This is a genomic window from Lentilitoribacter sp. Alg239-R112, assembly GCF_900537175.1.
GTDB lineage: Bacteria > Pseudomonadota > Alphaproteobacteria > Rhizobiales > Rhizobiaceae > Lentilitoribacter.
Genome location: NZ_LS999833.1, coordinates 2132225 through 2153024 on the forward strand (window position 1 = coordinate 2132225; position 20800 = coordinate 2153024).

Annotated in this window: 20 protein-coding genes, 1 tRNA gene and 1 pseudogene; 11 read left to right on the top strand and 11 right to left on the bottom strand. The window is 43.3% G+C overall.

Annotated elements, in window-relative coordinates:
- Window positions 1-52: 52 nt before the first annotated feature.
- The gene (locus tag G3W54_RS10575; RefSeq protein ID WP_162653018.1) at window positions 53-2332 is read right to left on the bottom strand and encodes an autotransporter outer membrane beta-barrel domain-containing protein; all 2280 of its coding nucleotides are present in this window, start codon (window positions 2330-2332) and stop codon (window positions 53-55) included.
- Between the two features lie 375 nt (window positions 2333-2707).
- On the opposite strand from G3W54_RS10575, the gene G3W54_RS10580 reads away from it, so the two are divergent.
- From G3W54_RS10580 to istB, 5 genes and pseudogenes are all read left to right on the top strand, one after another.
- A complete protein-coding gene (locus G3W54_RS10580; protein ID WP_162653019.1) occupies window positions 2708-3628 on the top strand; it encodes a hypothetical protein in 921 nt (306 codons plus the stop codon).
- A gap of 124 nt (window positions 3629-3752) precedes the next feature.
- On the top strand, window positions 3753-4316 hold the full coding sequence (locus tag G3W54_RS10585) for a hypothetical protein (protein ID WP_162653020.1): 564 nt from the start codon (window positions 3753-3755) through the stop codon (window positions 4314-4316).
- A 578-nt stretch (window positions 4317-4894) separates the two neighbouring features.
- The gene (locus tag G3W54_RS10590) at window positions 4895-5374 is read left to right on the top strand and encodes a hypothetical protein (RefSeq protein ID WP_162653021.1); all 480 of its coding nucleotides are present in this window, start codon (window positions 4895-4897) and stop codon (window positions 5372-5374) included.
- A 269-nt stretch (window positions 5375-5643) separates the two neighbouring features.
- The gene (gene istA / locus G3W54_RS10595; RefSeq protein WP_162653656.1) at window positions 5644-7089 is read left to right on the top strand and encodes an IS21 family transposase; all 1446 of its coding nucleotides are present in this window, start codon (window positions 5644-5646) and stop codon (window positions 7087-7089) included.
- Window positions 7086-7853 (top strand): annotated as a pseudogene (gene istB / locus G3W54_RS10600) (IS21-like element helper ATPase IstB). The gene istA and the pseudogene istB overlap by 4 nt, the downstream one beginning before the upstream one ends.
- Before the next feature lie 302 nt (window positions 7854-8155).
- Here istB and G3W54_RS10605 read toward each other — a convergent pair.
- Window positions 8156-8232, bottom strand: a tRNA-Met gene (locus tag G3W54_RS10605).
- Window positions 8233-8497: 265 nt separating this feature from the next.
- Here G3W54_RS10605 and G3W54_RS10610 point away from each other — a divergent pair.
- Together G3W54_RS10610 and G3W54_RS10615 are read left to right on the top strand one after the other, a co-directional pair.
- A complete protein-coding gene (locus G3W54_RS10610; RefSeq protein ID WP_162653022.1) occupies window positions 8498-9460 on the top strand; it encodes a Gfo/Idh/MocA family oxidoreductase in 963 nt (320 codons plus the stop codon).
- A gap of 113 nt (window positions 9461-9573) precedes the next feature.
- Window positions 9574-10026, top strand: coding sequence for a DM13 domain-containing protein (locus G3W54_RS10615; RefSeq protein WP_162653023.1), 453 nt, complete (start codon window positions 9574-9576; stop codon window positions 10024-10026).
- 121 nt (window positions 10027-10147) lie between these two features.
- Here the strand turns inward: G3W54_RS10615 and G3W54_RS10620 are convergent, their stop codons facing one another.
- The 4 genes from G3W54_RS10620 to mnmA all read right to left on the bottom strand — a co-directional run bounded on the left by G3W54_RS10620 (window position 10148) and on the right by mnmA (window position 14046).
- Window positions 10148-10537 carry an MAPEG family protein gene (locus tag G3W54_RS10620; RefSeq protein ID WP_162653024.1) on the bottom strand — a complete coding sequence of 130 codons (390 nt, stop codon included), beginning with the start codon at window positions 10535-10537 and terminating at the stop codon, window positions 10148-10150.
- Window positions 10538-10783: 246 nt separating this feature from the next.
- Window positions 10784-11989, bottom strand: a complete 1206-nt coding sequence (locus tag G3W54_RS10625) for an ammonium transporter (RefSeq protein ID WP_343162562.1) — start codon at window positions 11987-11989, stop codon at window positions 10784-10786.
- A 342-nt stretch (window positions 11990-12331) separates the two neighbouring features.
- Complete coding sequence (locus tag G3W54_RS10630; protein ID WP_162653025.1) at window positions 12332-12814, bottom strand: GNAT family N-acetyltransferase; 483 nt, start codon at window positions 12812-12814, stop codon at window positions 12332-12334.
- Window positions 12815-12828: 14 nt separating this feature from the next.
- The gene (mnmA, locus tag G3W54_RS10635; RefSeq protein WP_162653026.1) at window positions 12829-14046 is read right to left on the bottom strand and encodes a tRNA 2-thiouridine(34) synthase MnmA; all 1218 of its coding nucleotides are present in this window, start codon (window positions 14044-14046) and stop codon (window positions 12829-12831) included.
- Between the two features lie 191 nt (window positions 14047-14237).
- Between mnmA and G3W54_RS10640 the strand changes: the two genes are divergently transcribed.
- Entirely contained in the window at window positions 14238-14513 is a 276-nt protein-coding gene (locus G3W54_RS10640; protein WP_162653027.1) for a DUF1153 domain-containing protein, read from the top strand.
- A 59-nt stretch (window positions 14514-14572) separates the two neighbouring features.
- Here the strand turns inward: G3W54_RS10640 and G3W54_RS10645 are convergent, their stop codons facing one another.
- Together G3W54_RS10645 and G3W54_RS10650 are read right to left on the bottom strand one after the other, a co-directional pair.
- Complete coding sequence (locus G3W54_RS10645; protein WP_162653028.1) at window positions 14573-15043, bottom strand: paraquat-inducible protein A; 471 nt, start codon at window positions 15041-15043, stop codon at window positions 14573-14575.
- A gap of 124 nt (window positions 15044-15167) precedes the next feature.
- On the bottom strand, window positions 15168-15518 hold the full coding sequence (locus G3W54_RS10650) for a flagellar export protein FliJ (protein WP_162653029.1): 351 nt from the start codon (window positions 15516-15518) through the stop codon (window positions 15168-15170).
- A 443-nt stretch (window positions 15519-15961) separates the two neighbouring features.
- Here G3W54_RS10650 and G3W54_RS10655 point away from each other — a divergent pair, with 443 nt between their 5' ends.
- Window positions 15962-16663 carry a response regulator transcription factor gene (locus G3W54_RS10655; RefSeq protein ID WP_162653030.1) on the top strand — a complete coding sequence of 234 codons (702 nt, stop codon included), beginning with the start codon at window positions 15962-15964 and terminating at the stop codon, window positions 16661-16663.
- Between the two features lie 119 nt (window positions 16664-16782).
- Here the strand turns inward: G3W54_RS10655 and G3W54_RS10660 are convergent, their stop codons facing one another.
- Window positions 16783-17145: a response regulator gene (locus tag G3W54_RS10660; RefSeq protein WP_162653031.1), complete on the bottom strand. Its 363-nt coding sequence runs from the start codon at window positions 17143-17145 to the stop codon at window positions 16783-16785.
- Window positions 17146-17405: 260 nt separating this feature from the next.
- Entirely contained in the window at window positions 17406-18050 is a 645-nt protein-coding gene (locus G3W54_RS10665) for a histidine phosphotransferase family protein (RefSeq protein WP_162653032.1), read from the bottom strand.
- A 251-nt stretch (window positions 18051-18301) separates the two neighbouring features.
- Between G3W54_RS10665 and G3W54_RS10670 the strand changes: the two genes are divergently transcribed.
- Together G3W54_RS10670 and G3W54_RS10675 are read left to right on the top strand one after the other, a co-directional pair.
- Window positions 18302-18889, top strand: coding sequence for an EipA family protein (locus G3W54_RS10670; RefSeq protein WP_162653033.1), 588 nt, complete (start codon window positions 18302-18304; stop codon window positions 18887-18889).
- 144 nt (window positions 18890-19033) lie between these two features.
- Window positions 19034-20314, top strand: a complete 1281-nt coding sequence (locus G3W54_RS10675; protein ID WP_162653034.1) for a hypothetical protein — start codon at window positions 19034-19036, stop codon at window positions 20312-20314.
- A gap of 78 nt (window positions 20315-20392) precedes the next feature.
- Here the strand turns inward: G3W54_RS10675 and G3W54_RS10680 are convergent, their stop codons facing one another.
- Window positions 20393-20776, bottom strand: coding sequence for a hypothetical protein (locus tag G3W54_RS10680; RefSeq protein WP_162653035.1), 384 nt, complete (start codon window positions 20774-20776; stop codon window positions 20393-20395).
- Window positions 20777-20800 lie beyond the last annotated feature (24 nt).

The window sequence follows — 20800 nt, forward strand, 5'->3', positions numbered from 1 at the left end:
GGAGAGCACAATATGATAACTCTCCCTCTTAGGTGCTGAATTGTATGTCGATTTAGAACTTAACAGCGAAGCCTATTTTGCCACCAATTTGGGCCGTGCTGCCTGTGTCATAAGACGCCTCCAATCGACCGAAGATCGAGCTGTTTTCACTCACGGATGTGTTGAACTTTGCACCAACGAATCCACGCGCAACAGAGTTGCTGTTGGCTGCCTTAAAGGTTGTCGTAGCACCGAGGAAAGTTGCAGTTGCATTGTTGCCCCCAAACCCGACAGAACCCTCAAGACCCAAATAGGGCTGGATTTTGGTTACATGTTCAGACCCTGAACCAATTTCCTTTTGCCAGGCAAGTTCACCACGTGCATTAAGTTGATGGATATTGCGAGACGCAACAGTTAGATTGCCCGCAGAACCTGTTTCGCTATAACCACCCAGATAAAGACCAGAATAGCCAACAGACGCAGAAGCCAGCATTTGCTGTTCACCCAAGGTGATGTCTTTTTCATAGCCAAGTGTTGGCGCAAAGAAAAAACCATTATACTTTGCTGTAGCGGTTGCCGTGTCAACAATGCGACGTGAATCAAAATTCATCCAACCGGTGAGCAGATCAAGAGTAATTGCCCCCTCACCCATCTGACGTTTGCCATAGAGACCACCATAAAAACTGTTGGTATCTGTTTCCTGGCCGTTTTTAACATCAACTCTGATGCGGCCTACACCTGCACCACCATAGACGCCATATAAATCACCGTTTTCATCAAGCCAGTCTGCCCCCACAAGACCGCCGCCAGCAACATGTGTTGTAGCTGCAAAAGATGATGAACCATTTGAGCGCGATGCAGTTCCCCAACCGCTCACCCAATAGGTTCCGGTTTTACCCGGTGCATTATCTTCAGTGCCATAACCAAAGCCGCTTGCCACTCCACCAAAAGAAGCGGCATCAATCCGTGTTTGTGCGCCATTACCAATGCTACTAGTAACACCTGACAAAACATCACCCATCACGCTTTGAGTGGACACATCTGCTTGCGCGCGCGTAGTCGAATTAGAGAAGTTGATGGGAGAAGAGAAACTAGCTGTGCCCGGCTCGTTGCCACCCAAACTAACAATCGTGCTTAGACCAGCAGCAAAATTGACGGTGTCGTTAACACCATCCAAATGAACATCACCAATCAGGATTGAGCCCGGCTCAAGATTAAGTATGTCCGCATCCCCCGGTTCATCGAAGTGGATTGATATACCGCTCGCCCCCTCAATCGTTCCCGAATTTGTGATTGTGGAAGTTCCGGATCCACCGAAAATACGAACCCCGGCAACTGAGCCGCCATAAATCGTACCGCTATTGGTAAGACTGGTAAGTGTATCGCCGGCATATACACCGTAATTCGAACCCTCAATCGCACCACTATTGATCAAGTTAGAAATTGTTGTTCCACTAAATACACCAATACCGCCAGCGCCAGCGCCAGTAATCGTGCCACTATTAATTAGGCTATCGATCGTGGTCGCTTCTACGCCATCGTCAAAACCAAAAATTCGACCACTATTAGTAAGATTAGTGATCTCGACGGCATCGATACCATCATTTGTCGCAAGGATCTGACCACTGTTCGTGAGATTCGTAATTGTATTAGCAGAAATACCATCATCACCACCCGTTATCGAACCGCTATTCATCACATCATTGACCACAGCGCCTTCAATACCGTGGCCGGTTGTTCCACTAATCAGGCCACTATTCATCAAATTACCAAGAAGTATATTAGCCTGAATACCATCGATTTGGCCTAAAATTGAGCCACTATTCGTAAGGCTGTTGATCGTGGGGGCTAAAACACCATTAAGCGCAATTGCTGTAATCGTGCCGCTATTGGTTAGATCGGTGATTGTGGATGTAGCGCCAACACCATAACCTGTCCCTGTAATGGCGTTGCTATTCATTCCACTGATTGTCGTAGCAAGAATACCATCTATTGTAGTCCCAGTAATCGTGCCGCTGTTTGAGAATACTAGCGTTGAACCCAGCACATTAATACCATAGCTACCCCCAGCTATAGCGCCGGCATTGTTAACATAAACCGTGCTAAGATTGGTTACATCATTAACACCGTCACCAGGAGCATCAACTACGCCGCCCCCCTCAACAGTAAGTGTTTCTCCATCGGCCAGCAATATTGGAGTAGTAACAGCCGATCCTGATAAAACAGATTGATCCGCATAAACGTTAATGGACGAAAACATAAGCGAAGCAGCAACCAGAGACGGCGCAGCCAATGCCGTTCCGTTGTAAAGACGCGCCGTTAAATGTGTTATCGCTGCACCGCAGTTAATCATTATATGTTCCTACCTCTAAGATATTTTGAAAATTAAAACGTCGCTTTACATTTGATAAAACCTGACGATGGCTTGATTTCTTCACGGGTTTTGATTTTTTCACGTGAGCCGCGCCTAGATAATTGATAATGATCAATGAATATCAGGTCCGTTTTTTATGGCATCGTTCATTTGAATGAAAAAACTAGATAGTTTTCAATCAAGATGACTAGCTCACAACGTTGAAGCGGTATGAATTTGCGGTAGGATTATCTTTGCAAAAGACACCAAAATTTATATAGAAATGACGCTTACATCATCCATTTAGACGATGTTTCAAGCTCAATCACCATTCAAAATAGCTTTCATTGCAATAATCAAAGTTAGGCTTTGTTGATGATTATCTCAAGATTCGGGCAGATCCTGGCGATCGTATTTATGCTGCTGATTATACTGGTGATGGGAGCTGCTTTTTTAAATATACCATTTTGGGTCAAACATAATGGTATGCCTTTTTATCTGGCTTTTCTTCTTGCGCAAGGTTCCTTGATCGGCATTGGGCTTACATTCTACGGTATCTATTTGGCTCTTATCGAACCTTTGATGACGCAAATGAGAGTGACCAAATTACGAAACAATTCTGGTCAAAAACCATGGGAACTTAACAAGCAATGGAAGCGAAAAAAAGTGGTTCACACGAATTTAGGTAAATCGCTATTCTTGCTGATCTTTGTTCTCAACTGGTGGAGTGCAATGATATTTTTTGCGACTGATCGCGGTGCGGACATAATTGATCAACCAATTGCAGTGATATTATTGTGTCTCATACTTATTATAATCGGTTTCATTATGTTGCGATTGGCCATTATCACATCAATCAACTGGTTACGATTCGGAAAAAGCTTTTTAATAATCGAGACTCTCCCCGGCAAACCAGGAGGCTATTTTAAAGCCAAGATACGAACCGGATTTGACAAAAAAACCGGGCAACCTGTTATGTTGACCCTAATGGCAACAGAGCGATATTGGTTCTGGCATAATCGATGGGATTCTTCGCAAGATTTTCAACAAAGTTTAGACACAAGAGAAACAACACCATTGTGGGTCGAAGAAGTAAAAATACCAGTCAGAGATTTGATATTGCATGACAAACAACTCTCTATTCCGGTCTGCGTTAGCATCCCCGAAAACGCTGTTGAGTCAGGTCCTAGCTCACCTTCTTCGGAGATTCTTTGGAAACTGAAAGTAAGGTTTCTGGGCCAAAAAGACCCCAATTATCAGGCAGAATTTCAAATTCCAATTTTTAACGCAAACTAAGATAAGAGCAGATGGTACCCATAGGGGTAATTGGCGATAGTACTCTGTACGCTTCATTCTAATCGCAACGTAATAAGTCCTCTATTAAAGACAACAGCAAGTATAAATTTGGAGTACCCATAAAATGAAACCATTGATAACTTGCATAGCCACGCTAATGCTATCTACGAGTTCACTAAGCTCGCATGATCTAGGTAAATATGATGAAACGAGATATTATAAAAACGACCGATTATATTATGAAAATTTTGACTACATTGGATCGTTGCTCCGAACTCTCGAAGAAGATAGCGAAACCTATTCACTCTCCATTTCATCAAAAAACAGTAATTTTAAAGCACGTATAAAACTCGATCCAGACCCTCGGCATTCGCTACAAATAGAAAAGATAACCAAAGTTGGACTCTGTGAGCAAAAAGCTCACAAAAATTATCTGGTTGTTGATTTGCGACAGTCTTATAGAGGCGAAATATGGGGCGTTAGCTACGAACGGCTATTTTTTGATTTGGAAAGCGGCAGACTATTGGCACGGTTTTACGATGTAAGATCTAGTCAAATGGGTGGCTTATTCCCCGCTGAACAGCTATTTTGGTTATATGACATTGACTGTGAAAATGATCTTAAATTCACAGAGAAACCCGCCGAAGTATTCATCGATGGCGGAATAATACCTCCACCACTAAAATAATGCTCAACGATTATTGCAGACAATTGAATAGAAACGAATACGCCTCACCTACATACATTACAAAGTCATTCATTAGCCAAAAGTTGGAACGATACAAATGACTAAAGAGAACAAAGCTATTCCAATTTAAGACTGATTTTTATTTACCTCAGATTCGACACTCATACATAAGAAAATCATGCTGAGGGGTTAGATGATGACAATGGCAAGGAATACCAACCTGATATTAAGAATGTGAATTTACTCATATCTGTCCTTACTCCTTACTTACCCCTAACTTGGGCTCTCTAAATCTAAATATATTGGACAGCAAGATCATTATTAACGGAACTGAAATGATTTGGGAAATATGCGATTAGTTGGTCGTCCTCAAACGACAGGTAAAAAATAATGTTCTACGCAATACATTATTTTTTCACCTATTCCATTGAAATCATTAGCGTTCACAAATGATCGTTCTCTGGTAAATTTGGCTCCATTATAGGGTGGTTCAACATAGCCAAAAACGCGTTTCTTTTTAGGCTCTGCACCCTGCCTCATGTTATAAATAAGAGCAGTATATGCTGCTGATGTGTGGCATGAGTAAGGAATATGAGTTGAATAGTATTGATGCGTTTAGAACACGATTAGCATATCTGAAAATGACCGATGATATGCAACCAGATACATATCTGAGTTTGGTGGCCAACAAGCAGATTGGAATTACAGGTTTTAAGCTGAAGTTGAAGAAATTCTTTGGTCATTTGGACAGAACCTATCTGGGTCCAAAGTGGCAGAAGAAATCCCGAGATGAACGAACCGATGGAATTGGGTTTGTTGAGAAAGTGGGCTCACATATCCATTCACACTTTGCGATAAAATCACCAGCCAATGCATATCTTTGGAACATGAAGATCAACACAGAGGAAATCTGGAACAAGATTTGTCCATCAGGCACTTATGATGTGCAGCTGATCACAGCAAGGTGGGGCTTAACCGGCTATAATACGAAGGAGCAGAAACGAGACGATTATGATTGGCATGATCAAGTTGTTTTACTCAGAGATTTTGCGACCTAGCTTGCTGGGCGTAAAATTTCGATCTTGTCATGGTCCTTCATGCTTTTGCCACGCTAAGAATGTTGAAACTTATGATGTTGTTGTTAAACGCAGTGCTTTTGGAACAACATGAGAACACCGGAGCAATAATCCACCAGTGAATCGGTGTAATTGTTACGCTGAGGCCGGAGTAAAACTCCGCCACTGTTAGGCTATCCGTTTTATGGATGGAATTGGTGAAGATTGTGGATTTGTATTGTCGTGTTCGTCATGCTGTTTTGAGTTTAGGTATGAGCCGCCGTGAAGCGGCGCGTTTGTTTGGAATTGACCGACGCACGGTCGATAAAATGTTGAAGTTTTCGATACCACCTGGTTATCGTCGTTCGAAGCCTGTTAAAGGCCCAAAGCTTGATGCGTTTGTGGGCATCATTGATGCCATTCTTGAAGCGGACAAAATGGTTCCCAAGAAACAGAAACACACTTCAAAGCTTGTGTTTGAACGGCTGCGTGATGAGTATGGATTTAAAGGAGGCATCACGATTGTTAGCGATTATATCTGTGCTACCAAGCAACGGCAACGCGAGATGTTCGTACCGTTGCTCCATCCACCAGGCCATGCCCAGGCTGACTTTGGTGAAGCTCTTGCGGTGATCGGCGGAGTGGAACGCAAGGTCCACTTTCTGGTTATGGAGATGCCGCATTCGGATGCGTGTTTTCTAAAGGCGTATCCGGCGGAAACGACTGAGTCATTCTGCGATGCCCATGTGTCTGCCTTTGAGTTTTTTGGCGGCGTTCCAATCTCGATACTCTACGATAACACCAAGATCGCAGTGGCCAGTATTTTAGGTGATGGCAAACGTAAGAGAACTCGTGTGTTCTCAGAATTGGTGTCGCATTATTTGTTTACGGACAGATTTGGTCGTCCTGCAAAGGGCAACGATAAAGGCAAAGTTGAGGGCATGGTTGGCTATACCCGCCGTAACTTCATGGTTCCCAAACCGGTGTTTGCCAGCTTTGATGACCTCAATGCGTATCTGGAGAGCCAATGTCGCAAGCGGATGGAGGATATGCTTCGAGGCCACAAGGGGACGATTGGTGAACGGTTTGCAGCTGATGCTGAACAGTTACAGCCTTTGCCTGCGGTTCCTTATGATGCTTGTGATAAGCAATCGACACGGGTGAGTTCCCTGTCTCTGGTGCGCTATCGTGGCAATGATTATTCAGTGCCAACACAATACGGACATCAACAGGTTATTGTACGTGGCTATGTCCATGAGGTGGTGATTGCCTGCGGATCGGAAGTTATCGCCCAGCATCCACGGTCATGGGAGAAAGAAGATTACATCTTCGATCCGCTTCACTATCTGGCTTTAATTGAGCAAAAGACCAACGCTCTGGATCAGGCCGCGCCATTGGTCGGCTGGGAATTACCACAAAACTTCCTCGTCCTGCGTCGTTTGTTGGAAGCCCGTATGGGCAAAGGCGGCAAGCGTGAGTTCGTTCAGGTGCTGCGATTGCTGGAAACGTTCCAGATGATCGATGTGGAAGCCGGGGTTGAAAGTGCCCTGGAACGGGGGACCATCGGATTTGATGCAGTCAAACATCTGGTACTGTGCCGTATTGAAAGGCGCCCGCCACGATTGGATATGACAGTCTATCCATACTTGCCTAAAGCCCATGTTGCTGCCACATCAGCTGGTGATTATATGACGCTTCTGGCGGGAGGCAGGTCATGAGTAGTGTTACCAATGATACGCCGCAATTGTTGTTGGCCCATCATCTGAAGTCTCTGCTGTTACCGACATTCCTGCGCGAATATGACAAGGTTGCCAAACAGTGAGCGAGCGAGGGTGTTGATCACACCCGTTATCTGTTGAGGTTAACCGAGTTGGAATTGATTGACCGGGAACGTCGTATGGTTGAACGGCGCATCAAAGGTGCAAAGTTCCCGACCATCAAAAGCCTCGACAGTTTTGACTTCAAAGCCATGCCGAGCCTCAACAAGATGCAGCTCATGGAACTGGCTCGGTGTGACTTTATCAGTAGACAAGAGAACATCATCGCCGTTGGCAACTCTGGCACCGGCAAAAGCCATATTGCAATCGGATTGGGGTTAGCCGCCTGTCAGAAAGGGCTATCTGTTGGCTTCATTACAGCATCGGCATTGGTCCATGAGCTGCTGGAAGCCCGCGATGAAAAACGCCTGTTGCGTCTGCAGAAACAACTGGCCAAATACAGCCTGCTGATCATTGATGAATTGGGTTATGTGCCCTTGTCACCAACCGGCGCGGAACTGTTGTTTGAAGTCTTCTCCCAACGATACGAGCGAGGCTCTACCATCGGCACATCAAACCTGCCATTCGATGAATGGACCAGCACATTCGGATCAGAGCGTTTGACCGGTGCGCTCCTCGATCGGTTGACACACCATGTCCATATTCTGGAGATGAACGGTGATAGCTTTCGATTGAAGCAAAGCGCCCAGTCAAAAGAAACTTAACCATTCCTCTCATAATCCGGTTGGTCTCCAGGCCTACATTGCAAGTGGTGTACTTTTACTCCGGTCAATGGCGGGATTTTGCTCCGGTGTTGACAAAAATATCTGCTTGAATCTCAACCATCTATTCAAGATTATACTTGTTGTTAGTAAAATTGATCGAAATATCGCACTAAAAATAACTTGTGAGTTACACACATTTCCTAGCCCACCCAAAATGAATCCCAAATGGCACCCAAGAGCCAAATTTGGACAAGACCATTAGAGTCGCTTAGAGCTAACCCATTCTATAATATAAGAAATTTTGGTAGCGGGAGAGGGACTTGAACCCCCGACACGCGGATTATGATTCCGCTGCTCTAACCAGCTGAGCTACCCCGCCACAATACGCGATGAATGCGTAAAATCTGTCTAACAGATCGGCGGCATATAAGGGCGACTATGTTGTTCTGTCAAGCATTATGGGCAACATATTGAAAATTAAATCATACAATAAGAATAAATAATCGAATTCCATTCTTCTTGCTTTTAAAATAGTCGGTTGTTCGAGTTATTTTGAAACGTAAACCAGATATTATACCAGAACGACTTGCATCTAACCTAGCGCAGGTTTAATCCTCTGCTCATTATTTTAAGGACGAGCGGTTATGAGCAGAAAACCATCAATTGCAGTTGTGGGCTGCGGGTATTGGGGCAAAAATCATGCCCGAACATTAGCAGGCTTAAAAGCCCTTTCGGCAGTGTGTGATCTAAACGAGAACAATGCGAAATCCGCGGCAGCGAAATACAAAGTTCCTGCAGTAACATTCGATGAATTGTTATCTAATACAAATATCGAAGGCGCTGTCCTTGCATTGCCCCCTCACCTGCATGAAAAACATGCAGTGGCGCTCCTAAATGCTGGCAAACATGTGCTGGTTGAAAAACCCATCGGTTTAACTGCTGCTGAAGCTGAACGTGTCGTCGAAGCGGCCCAGAAAGCTGGTACAATCGCAATGACGGGACATATTTTAAGATATCATTCCGCTTTTGAAAAAATGCATTCTATGTTTCAGTCCGGCGAGTTGGGTGAGCTTAAATATATACATTCTCATCGAGTGGGGCTGGGTAAATTTCACCCTCATAATGATGCGCTGTGGGATATCGCACCACACGACTTATCACTCATCTTGGCAATAACGGGCAAACCTCCAACTCATATTCATGGTGAAGGTGCAGCAACCTTAAATGAACTGAGTGATTTTGCACATTTACATTTGAAGTTCCCTGATAATGTGAAAGCGCATGTCTTAGTATCACGTCTTAATCCCTATAGAGAGCGCCGCCTGACAATCATTGGCTCAAAGGCCATGATGTCGTTTGACGATGCTTTACCATGGGATCAGAAACTGGCTCTTTATAAGCACAACATCTGGCAGGATGATGACGGCTGGCAAAGTGAGATGGTTGATCCCGAATATATCCCAGTAAATGAGGATATGCCACTAACCAAAGAACTTGAGGATTTTCTCCATTGTATCAGAACAGGAGACACACCGCGCACTCCGATTAAAGATGGCCTTGAAATCATTAAAATATTGGAAGCGGGAACGGTTAGGCACAACGGCTAAAGTTTACGAATATGAGAGGTAAACTTAGCCTCTCCATTTTGTGAAAAAACGTCAATTGCTCTTTTAGAATGATTGGTTCATCTTCTGCTCAATCGAACAAGAGGTAATCATTCATGAAAAAGACACCCATCACATTAACTGTCGCTGCGCTTACAATTTTCGCCGCGCCATTAAGCTCAAATACGTCACAGTTTTTCGGCATCAATAGTGCACAAGCAGAATCAATGTCAGTTGCAACTGGTATGATCAAGGGTGCTGGTGGTAACTACCAAGGTGAAGGCAATGTAAAAATTGTCAAAAAAGACGACGGAAAATTTGCTGTTGAATTATCTGACTTCTCGTCTACCTCTGGCCCTGATCTTAAGGTATTTTTGGTTGCAGCCTCTGGCCTGAAAAAAGGTGCTGATGTCATAGCTGGCAAACACGTAAACCTTGGCGCTCTAAAATCAACAACGGGGTCACAAAGCTACGACCTACCAGAGGGTGCAAACCCTAAAGATTTTAACTCAGTCGCAATTTTCTGCGAAAAGTACACAGTACTATTTTCATCAGCTGACTTGAAGTAGCTGCTCTCGCGCCAATAAAAATATATCTTAGGAGCCTGACTAATTTGGCGAGGCTCCTCTGGGCTTTGTGATGTTCATAAAGCTGAAACAGGATATCGTTTCACCTGAACCTAACCAACTGTCATACGAAAACAGAAACGCTTAATAACGCAATCCCCGCTGTCGCCAGCTTCCATGAAAGCGTCCGATAAAGCACCGTTCCCGCAGCATAAAGTGGCAAGAAGGCAACCCGTCCAGCAATATACAATAAGCTTCCCCACTTGCTGATTTCATCAAAGCCTTGGGTCTCGTGTAGCACAAAAATGAGCGTCAAAAAAATGGGAAATGTTTCTAGAAAGTTGCTCTGTGCACGTTTCAATCGACCGGCCAATCCGGAGGGTTTCAAGCCTTCGTCACGCGCTCCAATTGTATAAGCATGCCCAACCTGACGTTTGAAGGCGAATGAAGCTGCCGTCAGATGTACAACACCTAGTAAACATGCGGCCAAGAGAACTTGAAATTCAATTTGCACGTGTCTCTACCTTTTTGTCGAGTGATAATTAGATAAATCACACCATAAATACTTCCGATACATATGGTGTCAATACTATATTACACTCCGCTCATATGACCGCTTAAATTCACTAGTCTACCCCTTGAATAGGTGTAAACATGTGATCGAAGACAGTACATAAATTGCCGTCGGCGCCCTACTTTTTTCAGATACATTGCAAAAACTAGGTGACATTTGTCGCATAAGATCCGAGATAATTCCATATCAGAAATTACTGACGTCAGGGTTTGCGCCAATCTTATGGATAGCCAAATCGGCACCCATCTGTTGTTCTTCGTCAGTTAAACGAATACCCAGTGTTGCCTTAAGCATCCCATAAACAATTAGACCCGCAATAAAGGCATAACCAGCACCAACAATGGAGCCAACCAACTGGCTCATAAATGTTACGCCGCCAAGACCACCAAATGCTTCTGTACCAAATATACCACAAGCGATACCACCCCACAGGCCACAAAGACCGTGTAGTGGCCAAACACCAAGCACATCATCAATCTTCCACTTGCTTTGGCACAAGTTAAAGAACATCACAAAGACAACCCCAGCTATACCGCCAACAACCAATGAACCAATAGGGTTCATGATGTCAGATCCTGCACAAACAGCGACGAGACCTGCAAGCGCACCATTGTGAATGAAACCTGGATCGTTCTTACCAACAATAAGAGCCGTTAAAATACCACCGACCATTGCCATCAACGAGTTTAACGCAATCAGGCCAGAAACATTTGCCACAGATGCAGCTGTCATCACATTAAATCCGAACCAACCTACGCAAAGAAGCCATGAACCAAGCGATAACCACGGAATGGACGATGGCGGAAAGTTTGGTGTTTTGGAGCCATTCTTATAACGCTTATAGCGCGCGCCAAGTAAAATGACGGCTGCAAGTGCGATCCAACCACCAACAGCGTGCACTACAATTGAACCTGCAAAATCATGGAATTCTGCTCCAAAGGTTTCGTTCAACCAGCTTTGAAAACCATAATTTCCACCCCAGATAATACCTTCAAAAAACGGGTAGAAAAAACCAACGATCAATGCCGATGCTATAAGTTGCGGATAGAATTTTGCACGCTCAGCAATACCACCAGAGATGATTGCAGGAATGGCGGCTGCAAATGTTGTTAGAAAGAAGAGTTTAACAAGTGTTAGCCCCTGCGCTTCAAAAACCTCATTCGGGCCAGACAATGTCGCAGCATCGGTGAAAAAGTTTGACCCGTATGCAACCGTATAACCAATCACAAAATAGGCGACGGTTGAGATAGCAAAATCAGAAATGATTTTAACCATCGCATTGACTTGGCTTTTATGACGAACGGTACCTACTTCTAAAAAGGCAAAGCCGCCATGCATCGCAAAAACCAAAATTGCGCCCAGAAGGACGAAGAAAACATCTGTTCCAATCACAAGAAACACCCCTATTAATTTTAGTTGAAGCCCCTTATCTCAGGACTTACTCATCAAACCCGTTGCAAGGTTCGTGCCAAGTAGTCGGAGTAATTAAGAAATGGCGCTATATTTTGCATTTTCCATATATTTTCATGATGAAAGTTCGGTCAAATAGCTCAATCCATAATCACAGCCATATCAACTGATTAATATTTAGGCACTTTGGTGATAAAACAGCCTCTAATACATCAACAAACAGGCAAACTGAAATACTCTCCCTATCTAAAAACAAAATAGAGGCGTAGAGAGAATATCGATTGTTGAAATGGGTATCGCTTTGTTAATCGTAAAAAGATTACCTTAGACGTAGGTCATAAGACAGATTCGACCATCATGTGTTTCATGTTCGCTATGTTTTTTAAACCCTGATTTTTCATAAGCTTTAATTGCGCGCTCGTTAGCAACATATGGGTCAATAACAATTTGCTCCGCGCCATGACTTATCAAGTTCTCGATATGCTGACCCAAATAACCGTGCCCGTGTCCTTTTCCAATCATCTCATCAATACCTATAAATGTATCGATTGCGCGCGTTGTTGGGGGAAATGAAGCAAAATAGTCTTGCGGCCAATCGTGAACGCAATAATCTTGAACATACGCAAATGGCATTTCGTTGAGGGATACAATCATCAAATTGATTTTAGGATCATTAATGTCATGCCTGATAAGACGATGCTCTTCTTCTGGGTCGCCCCACCATTTCAGCAATTCAGGCGAACGCAACCATTCACCCAACATTGGGAAATCATTGCGTTCAACATTTCTAAATTGATAAGTCTGCATTTTGGGACGCCAAATTATAAAGCGTGGGCGGTTTCACCTTCACGAGAATTCTGTTCATTTAACATCGCCAACATATGCTCTGTATTCGGATCTCTCAGCGATTTTGCAATAAACCCACCACCGTAAACGCGTGCCTCATCATCTGGACTAGAATAGAGAACACAAGCCTGCCCTGCCGCGACACCTTCTTCACCATCCAGCAATTCTACGCTCACGTCTCCATCAACATACCGTACAAGAGCAGATGTAGGCGGTCGCGTGGACCGAACTTTTGCAAAACAATGAAAACCTTCATCTGGCAATTCATTGATTGGGCTATCACCTAACCAATTCACATCTCTCAAAATAACAGATTTTGTCTGCAATGCTTCTTTTGGCCCCACAACAACGCGAAGTGTCTTTGCATCTATGTGCACAACATAAAGCGGTTCACCGATGGAAACGCCAATGCCTCGCCGCTGACCAATAGTATAGCGCAATATCCCTTCATGCTGACCCAGCACACGTCCATCAATATGGACAATATCGCCAGATAACACTGCTTCAGGTCGTAATTTCTCAACGATAGCAGAGTATTTTCCCTGAGGAACAAAACAAATATCCTGGCTATCTGCCTTCTGCGCAACAACAAGCCCCATATCCGCTGCCAATGCACGCGTATCTGATTTCGGTAAATCGCCCAATGGAAAGCGAACATAATCCAGCTGGTCCTGCGTTGTCGCAAACAAAAAATAACTTTGATCACGATTACTATCGACAGGACGAAAGAGCGCACGTCTGCTTGGGTTATCCTCAGATGGATTGGCGCGAGAACGTATATAGTGCCCGGTTGCAAGCGCATCGGCACCAAGATCCTTCGATGTGGCTAATAAATCCGCAAATTTTACTGTCTGATTGCATGAAATACATGGAACAGGCGTTTCACCAGCAACATAACTTTCTGCGAACGGATTGATCACAGCTTCCGCAAAGCGCTTTTCATAATCAAGTACATAATGCGGAATACCTATGGTTTCGCAAACTCTGCGAGCGTCATCAATATCTTGCCCTGCACAACATGACCCAGCGCGATGAATTGCTGCTCCGTGATCATAAAGCTGAAGGGTTATACCAATAACGTCATATCCCTGGCGTTTTAAAATGCCTGCAACAACAGAGCTATCTACGCCACCAGACATGGCAACAACAACCCGAGTATCCTCAGGTTTTTTATTTATATCTAGACTATTCATTTGACCTCAATTCAACAGCGTTAAAGGCGCTGATCAACTTCTATGCCCTATTCTATAAGCATTTAGGAGTAAAACAACAAGGTTCAAAATAATTCTAAATCTTACCAAATTGTTACTCACACTTTAGGCAAAAATTAAAATTGTGGCGATATAGTGGGCTTAGTGTTGGTCTTGAAAAGTAAGAGAGTACAATGACCGAAATGATACGGCCTAGAGTAAAGTTTGTAATTGGTCCTGATGGCAGTCCGTTAACGATTGCCGATCTTCCGCCTGAATCGACCCGTAGATGGGTTATTCGCCGAAAAGCAGAAGTAGTAGCTGCTGTACGGGGTGGATTGTTGAGCCTTGAGGAAGCATGTGAGAAATACACATTAACGGTAGAAGAGTTTCTATCGTGGCAGGCTTCTATCAATGATCATGGATTAGCTGGTTTGCGTACGACGAGAATTCAGCAGTACCGCCACTAAAACGTCTCCAATTTTACATTCAAGTGTATTCAGTTTGCTGAATGCACTTTTTGTGATTCTCAATCTTCTGCAAATAAAATTGCGGAGGATCGTTTATGTATGAGCCAATGAGAAATTATCGTAAGTAAAGTAGAACTTGCGTAAAACCATAATCCAATCTGAGAAAATGCGGATGCAACGCCTGATAATTTGGCTGCTACGATAACCAGTGCGACTAACAGAACATCCATCATGGACCACTTGGAAAGTAGCGGAATGAGTTTCATTAACACGCCATTTTTCTGTCGGTTCCAATTGATAGCTTCTAACAAAACAGCCATTTGTTTTGTAAATGGAAATATCACTGAAAAACTGGCTACCAATGCCGCCAGCAAATACTCCTCGCTTACATATAATGTCGTGATGACATCTATAATTGAGGTTGTCTCGTCAAAAAAGTAGAAGGATTCGAACTTCATTATCGGCAAGACGACGCCTAGCGTTAAAGTCACTGAAGACAAAATGATGAGAAAAGATAATAGAAAAACCAAAAAACCGCCGCCAGATTACCCTATCGATAATCACTGGCACGGAAATATGTCCAAAGCAAGCTAACTTACTAAGTAAAATAAATGTCGATTAGGCTCCCCACTGCCAAAACGCACCTAAAATCGTTTAACCGACGCGACGATGACCTTGGTCGCGTTCTGCAAGAGCAGAAGCTTTTTCAAATTCGGCTTCAGCCTCTTCCAATGCCAATTCTGCAGCATCAAGCTGTACTTTAAGTTCAGCAATCGAACCGTGTAGATTTTCTGCGCGGGTGCGAGCTGCTTTAGCAAAGGTTGGATAAGCGTAATTGGATGGATCAGAAATACCAGATTTCTTTTCTTCGGAAGCTATCTGGTATTCCAGCTCAGCAACCATTTTCTCCATCTCAGCCATCATCATTTGAATCCCATTCAGCTGGCGCGTCTTTTCAGACACCTGAAACTGTTTGAGACGTGTTTGGCTTTCACGTGATTTCATACTCATAACTCCATGGACCAATGGTCCTGAACTAAACTCAAAACTCAGCGAATCACTATATCGCCGAACACGCTATTTTTCCCAAAAGAGTATCAATCTCCATGTGGAAAACATCACATGCAAAATTAATTTACCTCATAGGTTTTAAAGCTAAGTAAACGTAGCGAAGTTTTTTTGTCAGTCTCACGCAATGTTCTGAAAGTAGATTCTTGAGTCAATAGAATCATTTAGCTCGAAACATTAAGATTTAAGGATAATACAAAATTAAAATTAGTTAACAAAAACAATAATCTGATTAAATAAATTAATAAACTAATGATACTTGCAATTAAGAATTAGAATTTGTTAACCATTTCATGGCAACTTTCTTGCGAGAAACAAAACGTACTAAATCGTCGGAAAGCACTGAAAAGCCTTCTTCGACCGCGGCAAAGGGGAATTACATGCGTGTTCTATTAATCGAGGACGATAGCGCGACTGCTCAGAGTATAGAGTTAATGCTCAAATCTGAAAGCTTTAACGTTTACACTACTGATCTTGGTGAAGAAGGTGTAGATCTTGGTAAGCTTTATGATTATGATATCATTCTTTTAGACCTTAACCTTCCAGATATGTCAGGTTATGAAGTTCTTAGAACACTTCGTTTATCTAAAGTTCAAACCCCGATCTTAATCCTTTCCGGCATGGCGGGCATAGAAGATAAAGTTCGCGGCCTAGGCTTTGGCGCAGACGATTACATGACTAAGCCCTTCCACAAAGATGAACTTGTTGCTCGTATTCAAGCGATTGTTCGTCGCTCAAAAGGCCACGCTCAATCCGTTATCACCACTGGCGATCTCATTGTAAATCTTGACGCAAAAACAGTTGAAGTTGGCGGCCAGCGTGTTCACCTTACTGGCAAAGAATACCAAATGCTCGAACTTCTTTCGCTGCGCACGGGGACTACGCTTACAAAAGAAATGTTCCTCAACCACCTTTACGGAGGTATGGACGAGCCAGAACTTAAGATTATTGATGTCTTCATCTGCAAACTTCGTAAAAAATTGGCCACCGCGGCAGGCGGTATGAATTACATCGAAACCGTTTGGGGTCGCGGCTATGTGCTACGCGAACCAGATGAAAACGAAGTTCGCGAAATCGCTTAAGCTATCCATCCATTCAATTATCTAATTTCTGAACCCGTTAGAGCAACCTCTGACGGGTTTTTTGAAGCTAAATTTATAAAACCACAATCGGTTTCATGCGCTTCAACAACAAAATGGGTTTAAGCGGCAGCTAACATCGGCTCGAACACATTTGTAAGTGCAGCGCGATCAAATGGTTTTAAAAGAAAATCACTCGCACCAGAACGACGACCTGCCATCATACGCTTCAAATCAGCCTCTACTAAGCTATAGACAATGCGTATATCTTTGCCACCTTCGATCGAACGAATTTCAGCAATAAGATCTAAAGCACCTTCTAGATCGGCATCCACAACCAATACATCAGGAAGATCTGCTTCACAGAAGCTTCTCGCCTGGGCTAACGAATTTGTTTCAACAACAGCGAAGTCAAATCCAGTAAGAATCTTTTTGGCAATTTTACAGATCACCGGTGATTCATCAACAATTACTAATCGACGCATTTTAATCCCCTTATTCTTCCAATTGTGGGGTCAATATAACATCACCAAACAAATATTCAGTTATCAATCAGACTTAACAAGTTGTTACACAATCCAAGGCTATTTCTAGCTATCATCGTGTTGAAAAATTCGAAACGATGAAAACAACAGCGTTAAATTCTGGAAAAACAGGATTAACAAAAAGTAAACGAGACACGAAAACGCCTCCCCCATTTTAACTCAAGGCAAATAGGGGAAGTCTTCTCCTAACAAATTTTAAATTATGCCTTTGGTTTGGCTGTAAAAACAACATCATCCGTATTAACGACGCATGCCAATTCTAAATCAGATTCATCAGCAAGCAAAACTGTATAATATGGTTGCACAGCATGGGCATCTATTGCCTCCTCAGCTTGCCCTGAATTGATTTCAAGAAACTTCGGAGGAACACGTATCATTTTACCGCGCGCGACGAGCCTAAAATGCGGTGCCGTGTCCAGATCTTCCAAGAAAACGTCAATCTCACCACCGCGTGGAATTGCACCAAAAGCAATCAAGAATAAGTTCATCAACAATTTAACTTTGTTCTTGGGAACAATCGCACGGGTTCCATACCAGTTAACCACCGTTTTCGCATCGGTTGACACGAAGTCCTGAATAGCCCGTTCAGCCTCACCTGTATCAATAGAAGCGCCGATCGAGCCTGAGGCTCCAAAAGCCAGCCTAGCAAACTTGAGCCGCACAGAAGCATTGGCGGCACTAGCACGGATAAGGTCCATTGCATCGTCATCTGCACCTCCCTCATCCAGGAGCTCAAGACCATTATTAATAGCACCCACGGGCGATATTATATCGTGGCACACACGAGAGCATAATAATGCTGCAAGATCATGTCCGGCTAATTTCAGATTTGGATTATTTGGCATGTGGTTCTCCAGATTGCGCATTTAACGCATTTATACCGTGTTCGAAAATCAATTGTCATAAGCCTCTGGCAACAAGGCAACCGCAAACAATCACAAGCTTTGGGTCATCAATACATTGATTCACAACTTAGCCATAATGAAACCTTAATTGGTAAACCGCTTATTAACATCATTGAGAGAAAATGCTGCAAAGTGAACAAAATTGGGTTGTAGGCCTAAAGTTTGTAACAAATAACAACCGGAGACACAAAATGAGATCTATTTTTGCGCCAATGAAAAACTTTAACCGTTTATTGTGTGCACTTGCTCTCATATTGCCCATGATGGCAACGCAAGCGTCATCGCAAGATAATCAGGCCTATTACACAGCTCAGGAAATTGTGGATGCAGGACATGGGTTCTTTGGTTCAACATCAGGCGCACTGGCTAAACTGATTGAACATACTTTCAGTAAATATGGCGTCCCGAACGGATACATCCTCGGCCAAGAGGCTTCCGGTGCAATTGTCGGCGGCCTTACATATGGAGAAGGTGTGCTTTACACAAAGAACGCGGGTCAGCACCCAACTTTTTGGCAAGGCCCATCAATCGGGTTTGACTATGGCGGAGAAGGGTCACGCACAATGATGCTCGTTTATGACCTTCCAAGCATCGAAAACGTATATGGCCGATATGGTGGCTTGAGCGGTTCTGCATATGCCATTGCCGGCCTTGGACTAACTGTCCTCAGACGCGGTGATGTATTACTCGTTCCTATCAGAACAGGTGTCGGAGCACGACTTGGTATTAATGTTGGTTATCTAAAAGTGACAAAGAAACCCACTTGGAATCCTTTTTGATTTACAATTAAGTCCGAATTTTAGCACCACATTTTCAATCTTAACTTTAATTTCACTATAAACTTGCTCAGCCAAGCAGCCTATGTTTTAAGGTTTATTGGGTGCCTATTATAGGTATATGTAAACTTTTGGGCTTATTTTATTTTGATCGAGCTAATACTATTTGTTGCACTGGGGTTTCTAGCAGCTGCCCTTTTAGGCATGATTGTTGCACCAGCTATTTATCGCCGTGTAGTGAAATTAACTGAACGTAGAATGCGCTCGACAGTGCCTCTCAATGCGGCTGAAATAAAAGCAGCTAAAGATATGGAGCGTGCCGCCTTTGCAGCCGAAAATGCACGCATATCGGTAGAACTTCGAAAAGAACGAGAGCAATTAACCGAACAGCGGGCAGGTAATTCGCGTTTATCAGATACTGTTGTAAAAATGCGTAGTCAAAACCTTGAGCTACAAAATGATCTTAACGACTTAAAACAAGAAAGTGGCAGCTTACGTTCAAATCTTCGCATTGAAGAAAGTAAACTTGAAAAAGCGCAAGATGCCCTAGAAGATGCGCAGAAATCCAATACTGAGAAAGAAAAGCAAATCTTATCGATGCTTGATAAGGCAAATTATCTTTCGACAGAAATGAACTCTCTAAGAATTGAAAATGCCACGAAGGATACTGAGGCTGAAAATCTGCGATCAACGATTGATTCTTTAAGAAATGAGCATCGTCGCCTCAGAAACAATCAATCTGAGCTTCAAAATCGTGCGGAAAAATTGAAGGTTGAATTGGGGATTGAACGTCAAAAAACAATCAAACTTGAAAAACGCATCGATACAGCAGAGACCCAAATTGCTAACAGAGATCAGAAAATAGAGGCTCGCAACGACGAAATCAAACGTCTTAAAGAGAAGATGGGCGCAGTAAGATCGGAAACGTCTGATCTAAGAAAATCACTTAAAATGAGCGAAACGGAACGTAGGACGCTGGAACGAAAATTGCAGCGGGTTGAAAAACAACTATCCAAGCACGAAGGCAGAGTTCCGGTTGAACATAAGTCAGCTCGGATAGATACACCAAAACCAACGCCTGCATTTAAAGAAACAACAAGTATTTCCAAAGAAGAATTGGTATATCGCTCACTTTCGCGGAGCGAAATCGCGGAGCGTGTTGAAAGACTTCGTAAACGTCATAATGATCTGATTGAAGATCTAAAACGAAAAAGCGACAATAGTCCTGATAGTGATCATCGTCGTGAACTCGCTGAAATTGCGGCCATGATGATCGACCTTACTGCTGCTAGGGAAGGCGAAACATCAAAAATTCATGATATTCTAAAAGATCACATCCTAACCAAACCAGGTTCAGGGAAACGGCCAAATTTAGCAGACAGAGCAAAGCGCCGGATAGAAAAAACGAACAACCCGCCGATAAACTAAGCAGCCTGATCTTAAGGAACCGGGAGCAATTATACCGCAATCCTCAGATCGTTCTCATCTACTTTCTCGGAAAATTGACTAATTTCTCAACAAAATATCAGAGATAATCTCGCCAGATTTGAGATCAACAATGAAGATATGCTGTTTCCCGTCAGTAGCCGTTCCCATTATGGCCCCTCTAACTCCATCCAGATCAAAGCTCACGACAGTAAACCCGACTGGCAATATCACTTCAAGATCATTGGATATCATAACCGGTATTTCAGACTGCATCGCAGGATTTGCAATTTCGTCATCACCAGCAGCATTAATTTTATAGACAACAGCAGCAAGGACCGCCATAACACCGATGAACATAATGCCAAGAGAAACACCTAAGAGGCGAACCATTTTACGCCGAACTTTTTCCATTTCAGGATCTAGTGGTTTTTCATCTTCTTTATCGACATTAAGATCTTGCATTGATTTTGCCCATTACGGATTATT

Bases quoted from the DNA above. Each gene is read 5' to 3' on its own strand.
- G3W54_RS10575 (WP_162653018.1), bottom strand. From the start codon at position 2,332: ATGATTAACTGCGGTGCAGCGATAACACATTTAACGGCGCGTCTTTAC.
- G3W54_RS10585 (WP_162653020.1), top strand. From the start codon at position 3,753: ATGAAACCATTGATAACTTGCATAGCCACGCTAATGCTATCTACGAGT.
- G3W54_RS10670 (WP_162653033.1), top strand. From the start codon at position 18,302: ATGAGATCTATTTTTGCGCCAATGAAAAACTTTAACCGTTTATTGTGT.
- G3W54_RS10655 (WP_162653030.1), top strand. From the start codon at position 15,962: ATGCGTGTTCTATTAATCGAGGACGATAGCGCGACTGCTCAGAGTATA.
- G3W54_RS10660 (WP_162653031.1), bottom strand. From the start codon at position 17,145: ATGCGTCGATTAGTAATTGTTGATGAATCACCGGTGATCTGTAAAATT.
- mnmA (WP_162653026.1), bottom strand. From the start codon at position 14,046: ATGAATAGTCTAGATATAAATAAAAAACCTGAGGATACTCGGGTTGTT.
- G3W54_RS10665 (WP_162653032.1), bottom strand. From the start codon at position 18,050: ATGCCAAATAATCCAAATCTGAAATTAGCCGGACATGATCTTGCAGCA.
- G3W54_RS10630 (WP_162653025.1), bottom strand. From the start codon at position 12,814: ATGCAGACTTATCAATTTAGAAATGTTGAACGCAATGATTTCCCAATG.
- G3W54_RS10680 (WP_162653035.1), bottom strand. From the start codon at position 20,776: ATGCAAGATCTTAATGTCGATAAAGAAGATGAAAAACCACTAGATCCT.
- G3W54_RS10650 (WP_162653029.1), bottom strand. From the start codon at position 15,518: ATGAAATCACGTGAAAGCCAAACACGTCTCAAACAGTTTCAGGTGTCT.
- G3W54_RS10580 (WP_162653019.1), top strand. From the start codon at position 2,708: ATGATTATCTCAAGATTCGGGCAGATCCTGGCGATCGTATTTATGCTG.
- G3W54_RS10615 (WP_162653023.1), top strand. From the start codon at position 9,574: ATGAAAAAGACACCCATCACATTAACTGTCGCTGCGCTTACAATTTTC.
- G3W54_RS10590 (WP_162653021.1), top strand. From the start codon at position 4,895: ATGAGTAAGGAATATGAGTTGAATAGTATTGATGCGTTTAGAACACGA.
- G3W54_RS10610 (WP_162653022.1), top strand. From the start codon at position 8,498: ATGAGCAGAAAACCATCAATTGCAGTTGTGGGCTGCGGGTATTGGGGC.
- istA (WP_162653656.1), top strand. From the start codon at position 5,644: ATGAGCCGCCGTGAAGCGGCGCGTTTGTTTGGAATTGACCGACGCACG.
- G3W54_RS10640 (WP_162653027.1), top strand. From the start codon at position 14,238: ATGACCGAAATGATACGGCCTAGAGTAAAGTTTGTAATTGGTCCTGAT.